A 16334-nucleotide genomic window follows, 5' to 3' on the forward strand; every position below is an offset into this window, starting at 1 on the left:
TTTTGTGTTGGTGGAAATCGAAATCGATTTTCTACCAACACTTTTTTCTTTGTTTCAATCCAAAAAGAGACTCACATTTGGTAAAATTTAGTCGACAAAAACATTACCCTACCAAAGGAGTCTCTCTATGGATAATCATACTAGAAAATTACTCGGATTAACAGATAAACATTTATTTTTTGATGAAGAATGGCTGATTGAAAAACAATATAAAGGCGTTCAAGCACAGTTTATTAGTGGAAGATTGGATAACTCGCCTTCCATTGCGAACACTGCGGATTGGCTCTCATTATCCGCAACGATTCGTATACGACACGCACAGAACGCGCCGTATATCGGACTAAGTTTTATCCAAATTTGTCTCCACCAACATCATTTGACAAAGAGCCTCTATTTTTAAGGTTTTACGTTTTCCATACCAATCATTGGATCAATCAGTTGTTTTTCAATTGCTTCTGTTGTAAGAATATACGTCTGAGGTAATTGAGTCGCTTCTGTTTCCTTTTCTTCATCTTTCATCTGCACTTTTGTTTCTTCAACCGATGAGAATAGATTAACATTACGTTCCTTTGCCTGGACAGACTCTTTTTGTTCGTTGTGCTCATTTTTTTCAATTGGTGTCTTGGGTGTCTCACCCACGCTAGTGTATGAACCATCCTCAAACGGATCACTTCCACTCAATGAGTCCTCGTAAGCTACTAGCTTCGTTCGTGTAGCGATTGTCATCTGCTCGTTTTCTTCGATTCTTTTTTTCAAGGTTGTCTTTCGGCTCGCTGATTCATTCTTCACACATGTAGCATAAGCATGTTCTTCCCCTAAAAGTATCAGCAATTCTTTACTTCGAGTGACTGCAGTATAAAGTAGGTTTCGTTGGAGCATACGCTGATATTGGTGAACCATTGGCAAAATGACCATTTTGAATTCACTACCTTGTGATTTATGGATCGAGCAACAATAAGAGAGCGTGATCTTATTCCACTCATTCCGTTTATACGTGACTTCATTGGCATCAAATTGAATCACCAATTCATCAATCTTATCTTCAGAATCTTTTGCCAACACAATTCCCGTGATTTCTCCCATATCGCCATTAAACACATTTAATTCTGGCGTATTTACTAACTGGAGTACTTTATCTCCGATCCGATAGACTGTATCGTTCCAATGAACTTCTTTGCGTCCATCCCTTCCCGGATTAAAGATATTTTGCATCATCTTATTCAGCGCATCGATTCCTGCTGGACCACGATACATTGGAGCTAATACTTGGATATCTTGTGCAGTAAATCCTTTGTTCTTCGCTTTTTCCACGATCTTCGCAATCAACGGTTCAATCGTATATGCATCACTTCTGAAAAAGGATCGATCCCTCTGATTCTTTGTAAAATCAGCTGGCAATTGTCCTTCTTTGATTTCATGAGCAAGTGGAATAATACTTGAGCCATCTCCTTGACGATAGATCTGATTCAATTCCATTTTAGGAATCTGATCGATTTCCAACAAATCATGCAGAACCTGACCAGGACCTACAGAGGGTAATTGATCTTTATCCCCAACTAAAATAACTTGCATATTTGTAGGAATAGCTTTAAATAAAGTGTTCGCTAACCATGTATCGACCATCGACATTTCATCGATGATCAATAAACCACCTTCCAGCTCTTTCGTGCTGACTGTTGGTGATTTTTCACGTCCATTCAATCCAAGCAATCGGTGGATCGTGCTTGCCGGAAGTCCGGTCGTTTCATTCATTCGCTTTGCTGCCCGACCAGTTGGCGCTGCCAACAATATCGGAAAAATTTCTTGTGTATATTTCGTAGGATCTAATTCCAACCCATTCAATTCCGCAAACAAATTGACGATTCCATTGATAACTGTCGTTTTCCCTGTACCAGGTCCTCCAGTTAAAATGAATAATGGCGAGCGGACTGCTTCTGAAATGGCCTTCTCTTGGGACTCTCCATATTGGATACCAAAAACTTTTTCGATACGACGAATATTTTTTTTCACTTCTTTTTCTGGATACTTGATTTCTTTTTTTCGACTAAGCAACCGTTGAATCGAATTACCGATCCCCCATTCAGAGAAAAACAAACTGTTCTCATAGAGATTGGTTCCTTCTTGTTGGATCTTTCCCTCTTCGACAAGTTGGATGATCACCGTTGCCACTTGATCTGGTTGAATTTCAATCGGTCGGCTTGTTTCCAAAATCTTGATGGTTTGGCTAAGAAGCATCTCAGCAGGAACATATGTATCGCCAGTTTGCACCGCATGCTGAAAAATTTGGTGTAAGATTGCTGCCTGGATACGTCTTGGAGAATCGGCGGCGATCCCTAGTTGCTCTGCCAAGTTATCTGCACGTTTAAAACCGATTCCTTCAATATCTTCAACCAGTTGATACGGATTTTCTTGAATGATATCTAGTGCTTCATTTTTATAAGTTTGGTAAATACTAAATACAAGCTGACTACCAAAACCATAGCGATTCAGCCCCATGATCACTTGATCCATTCCATGATTCAAGCGAATCGTTTCCGCGATCATTTCTCTTTTTGGCTTAGTCAAACCAGAAATCTGTTTTAGCACTGAAGGATCAGCAATAATTTTTTCAATCGCTTCTTCACCCAATAACTCAACGATTTTTTCTGCTGTTTTCTTTCCGATACCCGGAAATTTCTCACTAGACAAATAACCAACAATACCGTTGGCTGTAGTAGGCTTTTCTTGCTCATACCGCTCAACTTTTAGCTGTCTGCCATATTTAGGATGGTCTACTAATTCACCGTAGAACCGATATAACTCATTTTCTTGGACATCTCCAAAGCTTCCTGTCACAACGATTTCTTTTTCACGATAATCAGCAGTTGTTTCAGTGACCCGAATCAGTAAGACTTTATAAAAATTACTAGGATTTTGGAAAAAAATTGCGGCAATTGTGCCAACAAAGTAAGGCATTTCTTCTGGCTGCATTTTGCCGCCTCCTTCAATTATAATAGTGGTTCTGGTTTCGTATCTTTCCCTAAGAAATCAATCTCGTTCCATACTTTTAATTCATAAGGGAGTAAATTATACAGTTCTCCCGTCTCTAAAATCGTAAGACTACTATTGAAGAGTCCGCCCATTTCTCGCAATTGGCTCAATTCTTTTCCCACCATCCATTGAATAGCGGCAGTCAATGATGCGCCATGTCCGACAAAAAGAATCGGTCCCTCATGTTGTGCGACAGCATCCGCTACTACTGTTTCGATCCGCGTAATCGCAGACTCGATCGCTTCTCCTCTAAAAAGGGTAGGATCATATTTATCGAGATGTTGCCGTAGATTAGGCAGTGTTTCAGGATATTTTTGATACATTTCATCAATTGGCTGGCCTTCTAAATCTCCTAATCCTAGTTCTCTCAACTTATCTATATAAATGATTTCAACTGGATGGGCTAGCTCTTTATTTATCCCTTCTGCTGTATCACGTGCGCGTTTCGCTGTACTGGAGTAGATTGCCTTGAACGGCACATATCTCACTTTTTTACCAAAAGCTTTGATTTCTTCATAGCTTTCTGCTAAAAGGGGGGAGTCTCCGTTGCTGCCTTGAAAACGGCGTTCAAGATTCCATTCTGTTTTTCCATGTCTTGTAAAATATAATTCCATTTGCATCGGACTCCTTGCTGTCACTTTTTAAAAGTAGTGTCTGCTAATTAATAGAATAATGGCTCTGCTGAGTAAATAAAATTGCTAGTAAAGGGCATTCCCCTTTTCCTTTGCTTAATGCTTGAGCCAGGACATTTGCTAAATGGCCTCTAGTCTAGCTTATCATTTTCATAGTGATGTGTTAACTCTAAATTGGGAAATCCTTGTTGTCGCAATGCTTCGTAGACGATCATTGCCGCAGTATTTGACAGATTCAATGAACGGACATGTTCATCATTCATCGGGATTCTTAAACATTTTTCTTTATTTTCACGCATGAATTCTTCTGGCAAGCCCGTTGTTTCTTTCCCAAATAAGAAGAAGTGTTCTTCTCCATCTGCAAAATTTTCATCACTGTATACCTTATGGGCAAATTTTGAAATCAAATGAAGTTTTCGATCACCTAGATAAGACAAAAAAGCGTCCAAATTAGGATGGTATGTGATGTTCACGTCATTCCAGTAATCTAATCCAGCACGTTTCAAATGTTTATCATCTGTTGAAAATCCTAGAGGTTCAATCAAATGGAGTGGTGTATTCGTTGCAGCACAAGTCCTTGCAATATTTCCAGTATTGGCAGGGATCAATGGTTCAAATAAAACGATATGGTTCATAAGGATCAATCCTCTCATTTATATGTTAGTTCATTACTCTCTTTATTTTTGCATAAAAAAAAACGTATCAACTCGGTGTCAGTCACTGCGAGTCGTTACGTTAGTGAAGCTCTTCTCACTAACTTTTATCAGAACAGGAACCTGATAAAAACCAATGAAAAAACAACTTGTGGCTACTATACCACCTATAAACTCTTTTTGCAACCTTTCAAAAACAATATTTCTATTGGAATCGTTTTCTCTTATTTCCTTTTAATAATTCTACATCAATTGTAATTTTTTTCAAAGGATCCTGGGCTAATTGCTCTTTTATCGCTGGGCTGACCTGCCATTCTAAAGGTGACATCGCTAAGAGATCTTGCTGATTTTTTTCAGGTATCTCAAATTCATATGTCACACGTTGACGTCCAACTAACTCCAGAGAATCAGCGAATTTGGCTACTACTCGCTCATTTGAGTACTGTTGTTTTTCTGGTTGATCCGGATAAAAAGCTTGTCGTAGTTCTTTTAGATAATTTTCTTGAGGGACGATTTTTAAGATTTCTCCATCATTGGCCAGTACCCGTTGAAATTCTTGGTAATGAGAAGGTGAAAAGATATTCAAGACCGTATTGAATTGCTGATCTTCAAAAGGAAGATTCGTCAAATCCGCCACACACCAAAATGCAGAGATAGGATGCTCTGTCGCTGCGTACACCCCTTCTTTTGAAATATCAAAACCCACAGCGCGGTTTAACGGATGCAACTGGTCGAGAGCGAACAAGAAACTTCCCTCTCCACACCCAACATCTAACACATCTGCCTCTTGGGGCAATTCTTGTGCTAATAATTCGAGAACCGGTTGATACATTCCAGATTGGATCATTCTGCGCCTAGGTTCGAACATTCCTTGATCATATTCTGTCTTCACAGCATGGGATAAGAAATATAGCGTGCCTTTTCTGGAGAGATCGAAATGATGGTTCTGCCGACACACCAAACCATTATTCGTTGTTTCAATCTTTGTGTGACACAGTGGACAACGAAATAGTCCTTTATTCTCCAGCAAAAACTGGCGTCCTTTGTCGATTTTTTTTAACATTTTTCCGCTCATTTCTCGTTTCAAATAGTAAACGTTGATTTTACACTTTCATCTTACCGTTAGAACAAAACTTTAGCAACTACAAAAAATATGTTACAATCTCCATGACTAAGGCGAATATAAAGGAGCAAGAAAATGATCAAAGAATTTTGCGCAGAGAACTATACAGCGATCCCTTTAGCAATCTCAAGAGGAGCAAACCGTATTGAACTATGTGACAACTTAGCTGTTGGAGGAACAACTCCCAGTACAGGTGTCATTGAGGAAGTGTTAAGTTACGCAGGGGAAAAGGAAATACCGGTTATGACGATCATCCGTCCGCGTGGAGGCGACTTCGTCTATAACGATATCGAATTAAAAATCATGCATACAGATTTGATTGAAGCAAAAAAATTAGGAACTGATGGTGTCGTTTTGGGCTGTTTAACTCCTTCTGGCTGGATCGACGAAGAAGCAATGGAATTATTGCTTGAAACAGCGGAAGGATTACAGACCACTTTCCATATGGCATTTGATAGTATCCCTAAAGACCGCCAGTTTGCAGCAATCGACTGGTTAGCAGAACATGGCGTTGATCGTATTTTGACTCATGGTGGCGATGCAAGTGACTTAATTGAAGCTCATCTTGATCATCTCAAACAATTGATTGCTTACGCTAATGGGCGCTTGATCATTCTTCCCGGCGGAAAAGTCAATTATAAAAACGCCGAATCTGTAGCAACGGCGCTAGGTGTTACTGAAGTCCACGGCACAAAAATCGTACCATTAGACTAAAAAAGAGGTCGAGACAAAAGTCGTTTAGGTTTGAGAAATTGGCAAGAAAAACGAACAATACGTTTTTTGTATTGCTCGTTTTTCTTTTGAAATTTCCGAAAAGCCTGACTTTTGGACGCCGTTTATTCGAGAGTCTGTAGCAAACCTGATTTTTAGATTTATCTCGCGTTTTTTTATTCATTCCATCATTGTCTGTTTATATAAATAGTATTCTAGTCATTTCACTTCGGGAATTCATCAAAATACTTTGAACAGAATCATTTCTACATAAAATATCCCATAAATAATGAAGCGATATTGAAATAAATCAATACACTTGTCAAATCACTCAACGTTGTGATGAATGGTCCACTTGCAACTGCCGGATCAAAGCCAAGTCGGTCCATCAACATAGGAATCAGACTGCCTGCTAAGTTGGCAACCGTAATCGCAAACAGCATCGCAATCCCTATAACAAAGCCCAGAATGAAATTGTGCTTCCAGAAACCAACAATCAAGAAAATCGTTAATCCAGTAACCGCACCAGTCACTAGTCCAGTTAATACCTCTGCCAAGATCAAACGAACAAACCCATGATCTTTTTCATCTGAGATAGCTAATCGCCTTACAGCAACCGCCAAGGACTGTGTACCAGCATTTCCAGCTGTACCAGTTATCAGTGAAATAAAGACAGCTAGAATACTTGCTTCACTGACTAAATCTTCATAATGACTGATAAGTGAAGCTGTTGACATTCCTAGAAAAAGAAGCGTAACTAACCATGGCAAACGCCTGGAAGCTGCCTTAACAGGGTTCTCATTGATTTCCTCTACGTTGACCCCTGCTAAACCAGAATAGTCACTCGCTGCTTCATCATCAATAACATCAATGATATCATCGACTGTAACGATCCCTAATAGATGATCATCATAATCTGTGACTGGTAATGCCAGAAAGTCATAGTCACGGAAAGTTTGAGCGACATCTTCTTGGTCATCGCCTACATGAACAGACAATACCCGTTCACTCATGAGGTCAGAAATCATCGTGTCATCATCATTTACAATCAAATCACGCAAAGAAATAACACCAACTAACTGTCCTTCTTGATTGACTACATAGATATAGTAAATCGTTTCTGCAACATCTGCTTCATTTTTCAACACGTACATTGCAGAACGTACGGTTTGATTAGCAACGATCGAAACAAACTCAGTGGTCATGATCGCACCGGCTGTTTCATCTTCGTAATGCAGCAATTCTTTGATCTCGCTGGCATCATCTGTCGACATCAAGCTTAAATATTTCGCGATTTGTTTTTTATCTAGTGTATTCAATAAGTCGACAGCGTTATCCGTATACATTTCTGACAACATTTCTGCTGCATAACTCGGACGCATTTCGTCTAAATACTCTTTCATGTGCTCATTGTCTTCTTCGATCACATCGAACATATCCGCTAATTCTTTAGGAGACAAATACGTGTAGATCAGTTGGCGGTCTTCTTCGTTAAGGGATTGATAAAATTGCCCCTGCTCATAAATATGCATCTCCAAGAAGCTGTTTCTAAATTCCTGAATATTATTCTCTCTCAAATCCTGAGATAACTGGGCAAATCTTTCCTCTAATTCTTGATTTTCATCCAAACCAATCTCACCTCACCTTAATCTTCAAACCGTTGAACGATAGCTGCCATGTCCTGTGCCAAAGGCTGCTTAAATTCTAATAATTTTTGTGTGAAAGGATGATAAAAACGTAGATCATAACAATGCAATGCTTGCCGTTCAATACCTAGATCCATTCGTCCACCATACATTTCGTCACCTAAAAGGGCACAACCAATCTCAGAAAAATGAACTCTGATCTGATGGGTTCTTCCAGTATGCAACTGAATATCCACCAATGCAATTTCAGAGTCTCTTTTTTCTAACCAGTATTCGGTTTGCGCACTTCGACCATCGACATGGACCTGACGCTTCAACAATGATGAATAGTCCCGTGCAATGGGTAAATCGATCCAACCATGTTCCTTTAAATCAGCTAAACTTCCACTAATAAGTGCTTGATATTTTTTGATAAACTTTTTTTCCCTAAGCTGAACGTCTAATTTCGCATGTGCAAAACCATGTCTTGCAAACAGCATCAAACCAGAGGTATCGCGGTCAAGCCTCGTGACAACGTGAACGACCTGATCCTCATAACCTTGTCGTTTATAGTATGCTTTTACACGATTCGCCATAGTTCCATTCGGGTGGTATTGTGCTGGAATCGAAGAAGTACCAGCTGGTTTATTGACCACCAAAAGATGATCATCTTCATATATAATGTCAATCGGTGTCTCATCTAAGAGTACCGTTTCATGCTCACCTTCAGCAGGAATCACAATGGTTACCTTATCATTGTCTGAAAGAGAAAACAAGACATTTTCTCTTTTGTCATTTACTTTGATCGTTCCACCTTGAAACTTTATTTTAGCTAGCAAACCTTTAGAAATACCTTTTTCTTTTAAAAAGTATTTTAATTGTTGCGGCTGCTCTTTTTCATATCTCCATTCAAATTCCATACTATCCCTCACCAATAAAGGCATCTTTTACACGATGCCAAAAATGCATATGACGATACGACGCAAAATGGATCCGTTCTTTCGCGATTCGATAGTAGATGGAACGGATATTTGATTCTGCAATATCGAGTTGATCGACCGTCACAAGATAGTCTTCTGTATTTTCTAGTTTTATTTCTACCCACTCATCCTGTGCGATGACCATCGGTGAGCCTAATGTTCGAAACACTCGGTTGTTCAATGAAGCAATTTCTGCTAATTGAAAGGCATTGATACTTGGGTGGATCACAGCGCCACCAATACTTTTATTATATGCTGTTGAACCAGTAGGCGTTGAAACAGCTAGACCGTCTCCTCGAAAACTTTCAAAAAGTTCGTTTTTAATGTAGACATCCGCCACCATCGTTCGATTGGAACGCTTGATTGTCGACTCATTCAACGCAAAATAATGTTGATCTGGCTTGTCATCTACGTAGCTGATACGGACATCCAACAAGGGATAACTGACACTCTGCTCACGATTGGTCTGCAAGCTATCCACAAGTTCTTCTAATTCGTAATCTCGCCAATCGGTATAAAAACCTAAATGACCGGTATGCACACCTAAAAAACGAACATCGTTCAACAGATGCGTATACCGATGAAAAGCCGATAGTAAGGTGCCATCTCCACCAACAGAGATCACTAACTCTGGCTGTTGTTCATCTGTTTGGATCCCCGCTTGTTCCAAAAGATGCTTCAATCGCTCAGTTACTTCTAAGGTTTTGCTTTCTTGATTATGAACGATCGCTACCTTCATCTTTTGCCTCCTCTTTCAGCCTTTCTCTGGTGAGTAATGTCCGATAATAGATATCATCCGATTTTCCTCTGCCATGAGAAAATAGGCGTTGTGCCTCCTGGATTTCTTCTCGTATATTCGACATCTCTTCATCTAGTTGGTAGGCTGCTTCCGCCGCCCGTTGAAGTCGTTCACTCATTTCTTCTGGAAATACGCCTTGGTATTTATAGTTTAATGAATGTTCGATCGTTGCCCAAAAATTCATTGCTAATGTACGAATTTGAATTTCAGCGAGTATTTTCTTTTCGCCACTGATCAATTGGACTGGATACTCGATGACCAAATGATAAGAACGATAGCCACTTGCTTTTTTATTCGTGATATAGTCTCTTTCTTGGATAACCTTCATGTCTTTACGATTACGAATGATCTCTACCACTTGATGGATATCTTCAACAAATTGACACATGATCCTCAAACCAGCAATATCCGACATTTCTTCTTCTAAACGTCCCATGGGGATATGTCGTAACTGTGATTTTGTGATGATGCTATCAACCGGCTTCACTCTTCCCGTCACAAATTCAATCGGAACATGACGATTCTGTTCTCTGAATTGTTTACGGATCCCACGTAGTTTTACTTTTAATTCTGATACTGTTTGCTCATATGGTGCTAAAAATTCTTCCCAGTCTCGTTCCATAGCTGATCCCTCTACTTCATTAACATTCTTTTTCATTTTACCATATAAATGTAGTTTTTTTGTACCTCTCGCCTTTTTGTATTGACCAAAAAAGAAATTTTAGGCAGAATAGATAAAAGGAGTGTTACATATGTCTAAAATGTTAGAGATCGAATATAAATCTATGTTAACTGAAAAAGAATACGATCAGTTGATCCAACACTATCAATTAGAACCAAAAGATTTTACCGTCCAAACAAATATTTATTTTGATACACCTGATTTTCAATTGGCGAAAAAAAATTGTGGGCTGCGTATCCGCCTTTTAGATACATATGCAGAATATACGTTGAAAACTCCTGAAGTAGCAGGTCGGCTTGAAACAACCGATACATTGACAATGGAAAAGATCGATTCCTACTTGAATCAACATGTTCTACCTACATCAGGGGCTGTCTTTCAGAAACTTTCTGAATTAAACATCGATCCAGAACTATTGATCGAAACTGGAAAATTAACGACTAAACGTGCAGAATTCAAAGTAGCAGAAGGTCTTTTAGCGATTGACCAAAGCTTTGGAGAAAATCTACATGACTTTGAATTAGAACTAGAGGTCGCTGACGCTACTGTTGGAAAAATAGCTTTTGAACAGTTTTTAGAAGCCCATTTTTTACCTTATCGTCCAGCAAAAAATAAGATCCAACGCATGATTGAATCTAAAGATTAAAATTCTATCATTTTCACAAGGCACTTGAGTTCATTTTTTATCATTTTTCTGTTAAGTTATAGGTTGTGAATGAAAGAATTCACTAGTTGTATAGAATCTATTTTGGGGGAGATTCATATGATCGAAATTTATTTATTTGTTAATCCTTTGGGGAAACGCTGCTTTAAATTAGAACAACAATTGTTACAATTTATTGGCGAAGAATACGGAAAAAAATCGAAAGACAAGATGCAATTTCGCTTTCTTCCACTGGTTAATTTGCAGACAATTGGGGATGTCATGCAAAGTAACGGAATTTCTCAAAAAAATCTAACCGAACGGAACCAACTATTTTCAATGACTTACTCTGCTGCATTAGATTGTAAAGCTGCACAGTTCCAAGGAAAGAAAAAGGGACGGCAGTTCTTGATCAAATTGCAAGAAGCAGTGGGTTGTAGAAAGTTACCATATTCTCCAGCGCTTGCTGAATCCCTCTTTGCCGAAATCGGGGGCGATCTAAAAATGTTCAAAGAAGATCGTCAATCAGAATTTGTCAAAGAAGCCTTTTTCTCCGATCAAAAAATTGCTCGTGAGATGGGAATCACTAAGCATCCTTCAGCTGTAGTATATAACTACTCCTGTGAACACGACTTTGGTGTATTAATCGAAGGTTCTAACACCGTTCGACGTATCAAAGAAATTTGTAAAACAAAAGATGACTCTTATCAAGTTTTCAATGGTGAACATTTACATACAAATGCTTCTCGATTAAACTCAGGAAATAGCCATTTATATTTACTTTCTAATTAAAAGTTGTGTTGAATAGACTATTACGAAATTCTTTCGTGGTAGTCTATTTTTTGTTCAAAAATGGATTATTTTGTTTCCCAGTCGCTTGTTTAGGTGATGACACGAAAAAAAAAACAATGAACATCATCATGGAATTCCCACAAGTTGTCATCACTTGATTTCTAGCTACAAATACACTCTTTTAAACAAAAAAACGACCAAGTGTCTAATTCAAGATTCTTGGTCGACTATTTCTGTACTATTGTCGTTATTATAGATTTTGATTCAGTTTGTTGAGAAATACCCTTTTACACTTACTTAGCTAATACTTCCACGATCGTACGATCAAATTCAGGTAGATCATCTGGATTACGGCTAGTCACTAGTTGTTTATCCACTACTACTGCTTCATCTTTCACTACGGCTCCGGCATAACCAATATCTGGTCGAACGGTGTCATAGGCAGTCATCGTACGCCCTTTTATTAAACCCGTTTGGATGAATAATTGTGGTCCGTGACAGATTGCAAATAATGGTTGGTCATTTTTTAAGAAATAAGAAACAAAATCAACGAATCGTTGATCTGCTCGTAGTTGATCCGGTGAAAATCCCCCTGGTATCAATAGCGCGTCAAAGTCTTCAGGAGACACTTCATCGATGCTTTTTTCAATCGTAAATTCAGTTCCTTTTTTCCCTTTGATCGTTTGTTTTGCTTCAAACCCAATCAAAGTAACAGAATGCCCCGCTTTTTCCAAAGCTTCTTTTGGTGATGATAATTCTACATCTTCCACCAAATCAGTAACGATTGCTGCAACTTTTTTTGTCATTTATCCTCTTCCTTTCTTATCGCTTAATTTAAGCCTAAAGGAATTGAAGAAAGTGTGCAACTAATCTGTTTATACTAATAGTAATAAGGTGTAATAAAGCATTCTGACCGAATCGTCCTTTGTTTATTGTGCTGGTTTCACTTGATCGATTTGATACACTGGATATTGACCAATCAAATGTACTGGAAATTGTTGCTCTTGGAGTAAGCTTATCGCTTCTTGTAATTCTTTCGCTTGTGCTTTGACTGCTACGTCGATCACAAAAAAGTATTCCCCTAGCTGCGTTTTTTGCGGACGAGATTCGATTTTTGTCAAATTCAATTGTTTCTGGGCGAAAACAGCTAATACCTGATACAGTGCCCCCGGATGATTTTCTGGCAGATCAACAAATAACGTTGCTTTATAATCGACTGCCTCTAGATTTGTGGCGCTTGGTTTTGAACCAAGTAGCCAAAAACGAGTTTCATTATTCACGATCGTCTGGATATCTTTTTGAACGACAACGAGTCCAAACTCTTTTGCTGCAGATAACGGGCCAATTGCCGCTAATGCTTGCTCCGGATGATTTGCTACTTGTTGCGCGCCTTGAGCGGTTGAACCAACTTGTTCGATCTCGACTTTTGGAAAATGAGTTCTTAGAAAAAGCTGTGACTGTGCCAACGCCTGGGGATGACTACAGATTTTTTTTGTCTGTCTCCACTCTTTTTGTTGCTCTTTGTGAACCATCAATTGCTGACGAATCGGAAGAATGATTTCCCCTTGAATAGAAGGCAACGTTTCATAAACATGATCTAATGTCGTTAGGACAGAGCCTTCGATCGAATTTTCGATGGGCACCATCGCATAAGTTATTTCCTGATTCAGCTGTGCATCGATCAAATCAATCAACGAGTCATACGATATCCACTCACCATTTTTAAAATAGCTAGTTACTGCACTATAAGTAAATGATCCCTTCGGACCTAAATAACCGATTTTCATCATCATCCAACCTGCTTTATGATTTCTTTTACGATTTCTTCTGGCATTTTTGCAGTTGTCTCAATCGTTAGTTTTGCTAATTTTTCATACATTTTTTCTCGTGTTGCCAATATCGTTTTTAGCTTCTGATCACTATTTTCTACAGCCAAAGGACGAATATTGTCTTTGTCTTGCCGTATACGGTCGATCAGAATTTCTGCTTGTCCTTTTAAATAGATCACGAACTGATCTTGCAATACTTTTTGATTCTCTTTTTGTAAGATCACACCGCCGCCAGTTGCGATAATGGCATCATTACTTAATGCTTCTTTTAATAAAGCGGTCTCCTGCTCCCGAAAAGCTGCTTCACCAAACTCCGTGAAATAATGATTGATGGAACACCCCAAACGAGCCACCAATACTTCATCCATGTCGATCACGGGTTGCTCCAAGCAAGCAGCTAATTTTTTACTGATTGTCGTTTTGCCAGCACCCATGAAGCCAATCAAAACAATGGCCGTCATGCTTGCTCCTCCTTGATCAGTTGTGCAAGATCCTTAAAGAATGCTGGATAAGAAATATTTACCGCTTCTGGATTTTCCAGCTCCACAGGTTCCTCTGTCAATAAAGCCGCAATCTGCAACATCATACCGATTCTGTGATCCCCATGACTGTCGACTTTTGCCCCATGCAAAGGCGTAGGACCATGGATAATCAATCCGTCATCTGTCGCCTCGATCGAAGCACCCATCTTCGTTAGTTCAGCGGCAGTGGCATCGATCCGATTCGTTTCTTTGACTTTAAGTTCTTGCGCATCTTTGATAATTGTGGTGCCATTTGCCTGAGTCGCTGCTAAAGCAATGATTGGTAATTCATCGATCAATCGCGGAATGATTTCTCCTTTAATCTCACAGGCATTCAATGTAGCCGATCGAACAATCAGATCAGCAGCTTGATTTTTTTCATCTTCATGAATTTGTTCGATTGTTGCACCCATTTGTTTCAACACATCAATGATTCCTGTACGTGTCGGGTTGATACCGACTTGTTTAAGGATAACTTCACTATTTGGCAAGATACTTGCAGCGACTAGATAAAATGCAGCAGAAGAAATATCTCCTGGAACTGTTACTTCTTGACCGCTAAGAGATTGTCCACCTTTCAAAGTGATTACTCGGTCCTCTATGTCGATTTGACCACCAAATTGCTTGATCATTTCTTCTGTATGATTCCTTGATTTTTCTTTCTCGATGATTTTCGTTGTCCCTTTTGCTTGTAACGCTGCAAAAAGAATGGCCGATTTTACTTGCGCACTCGCAATCGGCATCTGGTATTCAATCTCATGTAATGTATGACCAGATACTCTTAGTGGCGGAAACTCGGCATGTTCGATTCCCTGTAATTCAGCACCCATCTCTCGAAGTGGTTTCATCACACGTTCCATGGGACGGCGATTTAACGAAGCGTCTCCAGCGATTTCAGAAGTAAAGTCACTTCCTGCCAAGATGCCTAAGACAAGGCGCATCGTTGTCCCTGAATTTCCTGCATCTAATCGAGTAGCAGGGGCTGTCAATCCGCTAAATCCTTTGCCATCAATATAAATCTTTTCATTTTTTTCTATGATGGTGACGCCCAATTGTCTGAATACAGCAATCGTGCTCAAGCAATCCTCTGCTTTTAAGAAATTGTTCACGATTGTTTGCCCCTGACTAATCGCACCAAACATGATACTGCGGTGAGAAATCGATTTGTCAGCAGGAATGGTTAATTCCCCATTGATGCCATGTTTTGTGGTCAATAACTTCATTCACTCAACTCCTTACCCGACATTGAAAATTTTCTGCTTCTATCAACGCTTTTCCTTTTAGCAAGTCGGCTTGATTTTTAAATGACAATTCTAATACGCCAAAAACATCTTCCCTTGTTTCCTGGATCTTTAAATTGATGATCGAAATGCTTGCATGACTCAAAGAAGTAGTGACTTTTGCGACTGCTCCAGCGATATCGGGGATATCGACGTACAGATCATAAAAGGCAGGGATTGCCCCTTGTTTTTTCTGTGGTAAATGATCCCTAGTCTGTTTTGCTTGTGTAAAAAAATCATAAACAGCTTGCTGATTATTAGCTGCTAATTCATTTTTCAGATTTCCCATAGATATTTGCCAGTTTTCCAGCAATTTCAATAAAATATCTTGATTCGTGATCAAAATATCTGTCCACATCTTAGGATCAGAAGAGGCAATCCGAGTAATATCTTTAAAACCGCCAGCTGCAAGTTGCGAAGCACGTGGATATTTTTGACTTAGCGTTTCACATGCCCGCACTAAGCCAGCTGCAACGATATGTGGCAGATGACTCAATACGCCAATGATTTCATCATGGCTAGAAGCATCCAAGACGACAAACTTCGCTCTCGTTGGCTGCAGAAGATCTTTTAATTCGTCAATACGATCACTCTCAAGGTCATTCGTAAAGATATAATATGCTTCTTCAAACAAATTAGGGTTGCCCGCTCGAACACCGGACTTATGCGACCCCGCCATTGGATGGCCACCAATAAATGTAAATGGTAAGTCTTTTGCTAATTCCATTACTTTTGCTTTCGTGCTTCCTGTATCACTCACTAACACCGAATTTTTAAGAGGAAGATTTGCCAATATTTTCAGATATTCCAGACTGACTTGAACAGGTACAGCCATCAAGATGATATCCATCTCACTTGCTACTTCAATCCCAGAAACGACCTGATCCACTAGTTGGACCTCTTTGGCTATTTCCCTTGTTTCCTCCGAATAATCCCAGCCGTAAAGAGTGACATTGGGTCCTTTGATCGCTCGACACAATGATGCACCGATTAATCCTAACCCTATTACCAATACTTTTTTCATGGTTGCCTCC

Annotated in this window: 16 protein-coding genes and 1 pseudogene; 4 read left to right on the forward strand and 13 right to left on the reverse strand. The window is 39.3% G+C overall.

Going from position 1 to position 16334, the window contains the following annotated elements:
• Positions 1–127: 127 nt before the first annotated feature.
• Positions 128–345 (forward strand): annotated as a pseudogene (locus IGI47_RS12760) (ISL3 family transposase); the annotation flags it as partial.
• A gap of 51 nt (positions 346–396) precedes the next feature.
• Here IGI47_RS12760 and recD2 read toward each other — a convergent pair.
• From recD2 to IGI47_RS12780, 4 genes are all read right to left on the reverse strand, one after another.
• Entirely contained in the window at positions 397–2970 is a 2574-nt protein-coding gene (recD2, locus tag IGI47_RS12765; RefSeq protein ID WP_438784381.1) for an SF1B family DNA helicase RecD2, read from the reverse strand.
• Between the two features lie 17 nt (positions 2971–2987).
• Complete coding sequence (locus tag IGI47_RS12770; RefSeq protein WP_438784382.1) at positions 2988–3644, reverse strand: histidine phosphatase family protein; 657 nt, start codon at positions 3642–3644, stop codon at positions 2988–2990.
• Positions 3645–3793: 149 nt separating this feature from the next.
• Positions 3794–4297 carry a tRNA (uridine(34)/cytosine(34)/5-carboxymethylaminomethyluridine(34)-2'-O)-methyltransferase TrmL gene (gene trmL, locus IGI47_RS12775; RefSeq protein WP_438784383.1) on the reverse strand — a complete coding sequence of 168 codons (504 nt, stop codon included), beginning with the start codon at positions 4295–4297 and terminating at the stop codon, positions 3794–3796.
• Positions 4298–4520: 223 nt separating this feature from the next.
• A complete protein-coding gene (locus IGI47_RS12780; protein WP_311931222.1) occupies positions 4521–5378 on the reverse strand; it encodes a methyltransferase domain-containing protein in 858 nt (285 codons plus the stop codon).
• A gap of 135 nt (positions 5379–5513) precedes the next feature.
• Here IGI47_RS12780 and IGI47_RS12785 point away from each other — a divergent pair, with 135 nt between their 5' ends.
• Positions 5514–6152 (forward strand): copper homeostasis protein CutC, encoded by a 639-nt coding sequence (locus IGI47_RS12785; RefSeq protein WP_438784384.1) that lies wholly within the window; start codon positions 5514–5516, stop codon positions 6150–6152.
• A gap of 263 nt (positions 6153–6415) precedes the next feature.
• On the opposite strand, the gene mgtE is transcribed toward IGI47_RS12785, so the two are convergent.
• From mgtE to IGI47_RS12805, 4 genes are read right to left on the reverse strand one after another with little or no spacing between them, the layout of a single operon-like run.
• Positions 6416–7777, reverse strand: a complete 1362-nt coding sequence (gene mgtE, locus IGI47_RS12790; RefSeq protein ID WP_438784385.1) for a magnesium transporter — start codon at positions 7775–7777, stop codon at positions 6416–6418.
• A gap of 17 nt (positions 7778–7794) precedes the next feature.
• On the reverse strand, positions 7795–8694 hold the full coding sequence (locus tag IGI47_RS12795) for an RluA family pseudouridine synthase (RefSeq protein WP_438784386.1): 900 nt from the start codon (positions 8692–8694) through the stop codon (positions 7795–7797).
• A 1-nt stretch (position 8695) separates the two neighbouring features.
• Positions 8696–9493: an NAD kinase gene (locus tag IGI47_RS12800; RefSeq protein WP_005879010.1), complete on the reverse strand. Its 798-nt coding sequence runs from the start codon at positions 9491–9493 to the stop codon at positions 8696–8698.
• Positions 9471–10175 carry a GTP pyrophosphokinase gene (locus IGI47_RS12805; RefSeq protein WP_438784387.1) on the reverse strand — a complete coding sequence of 235 codons (705 nt, stop codon included), beginning with the start codon at positions 10173–10175 and terminating at the stop codon, positions 9471–9473. Before IGI47_RS12805 ends, IGI47_RS12800 begins: the two co-directional genes overlap by 23 nt.
• Before the next feature lie 130 nt (positions 10176–10305).
• Between IGI47_RS12805 and IGI47_RS12810 the strand changes: the two genes are divergently transcribed.
• Together IGI47_RS12810 and IGI47_RS12815 are read left to right on the forward strand one after the other, a co-directional pair.
• Positions 10306–10881, forward strand: coding sequence for a CYTH domain-containing protein (locus IGI47_RS12810; RefSeq protein WP_438784388.1), 576 nt, complete (start codon positions 10306–10308; stop codon positions 10879–10881).
• Between the two features lie 117 nt (positions 10882–10998).
• Positions 10999–11670 (forward strand): ClpXP adapter SpxH family protein, encoded by a 672-nt coding sequence (locus IGI47_RS12815; RefSeq protein ID WP_311931231.1) that lies wholly within the window; start codon positions 10999–11001, stop codon positions 11668–11670.
• 293 nt (positions 11671–11963) lie between these two features.
• Here IGI47_RS12815 and IGI47_RS12820 read toward each other — a convergent pair whose 3' ends face one another.
• From IGI47_RS12820 to IGI47_RS12840, 5 genes are all read right to left on the reverse strand, one after another.
• Entirely contained in the window at positions 11964–12476 is a 513-nt protein-coding gene (locus IGI47_RS12820) for a type 1 glutamine amidotransferase domain-containing protein (protein WP_311931233.1), read from the reverse strand.
• Positions 12477–12599: 123 nt separating this feature from the next.
• Positions 12600–13457, reverse strand: coding sequence for a prephenate dehydratase (pheA, locus tag IGI47_RS12825; RefSeq protein ID WP_438784389.1), 858 nt, complete (start codon positions 13455–13457; stop codon positions 12600–12602).
• Between the two features lie 2 nt (positions 13458–13459).
• Positions 13460–13960, reverse strand: a complete 501-nt coding sequence (locus IGI47_RS12830) for a shikimate kinase (RefSeq protein ID WP_438784390.1) — start codon at positions 13958–13960, stop codon at positions 13460–13462.
• Positions 13957–15243, reverse strand: a complete 1287-nt coding sequence (gene aroA / locus IGI47_RS12835) for a 3-phosphoshikimate 1-carboxyvinyltransferase (protein WP_438784391.1) — start codon at positions 15241–15243, stop codon at positions 13957–13959. The genes IGI47_RS12830 and aroA overlap by 4 nt, the downstream gene beginning before the upstream one ends.
• Before the next feature lie 4 nt (positions 15244–15247).
• Positions 15248–16324: a prephenate dehydrogenase gene (locus tag IGI47_RS12840; RefSeq protein ID WP_438784392.1), complete on the reverse strand. Its 1077-nt coding sequence runs from the start codon at positions 16322–16324 to the stop codon at positions 15248–15250.
• Positions 16325–16334: the final 10 nt, after the last annotated feature.

The sequence above is a fragment of the Enterococcus sp. AZ191 genome, from assembly GCF_051713845.1.
In the GTDB taxonomy this organism is placed as follows: domain Bacteria; phylum Bacillota; class Bacilli; order Lactobacillales; family Enterococcaceae; genus Enterococcus_B; species Enterococcus_B durans.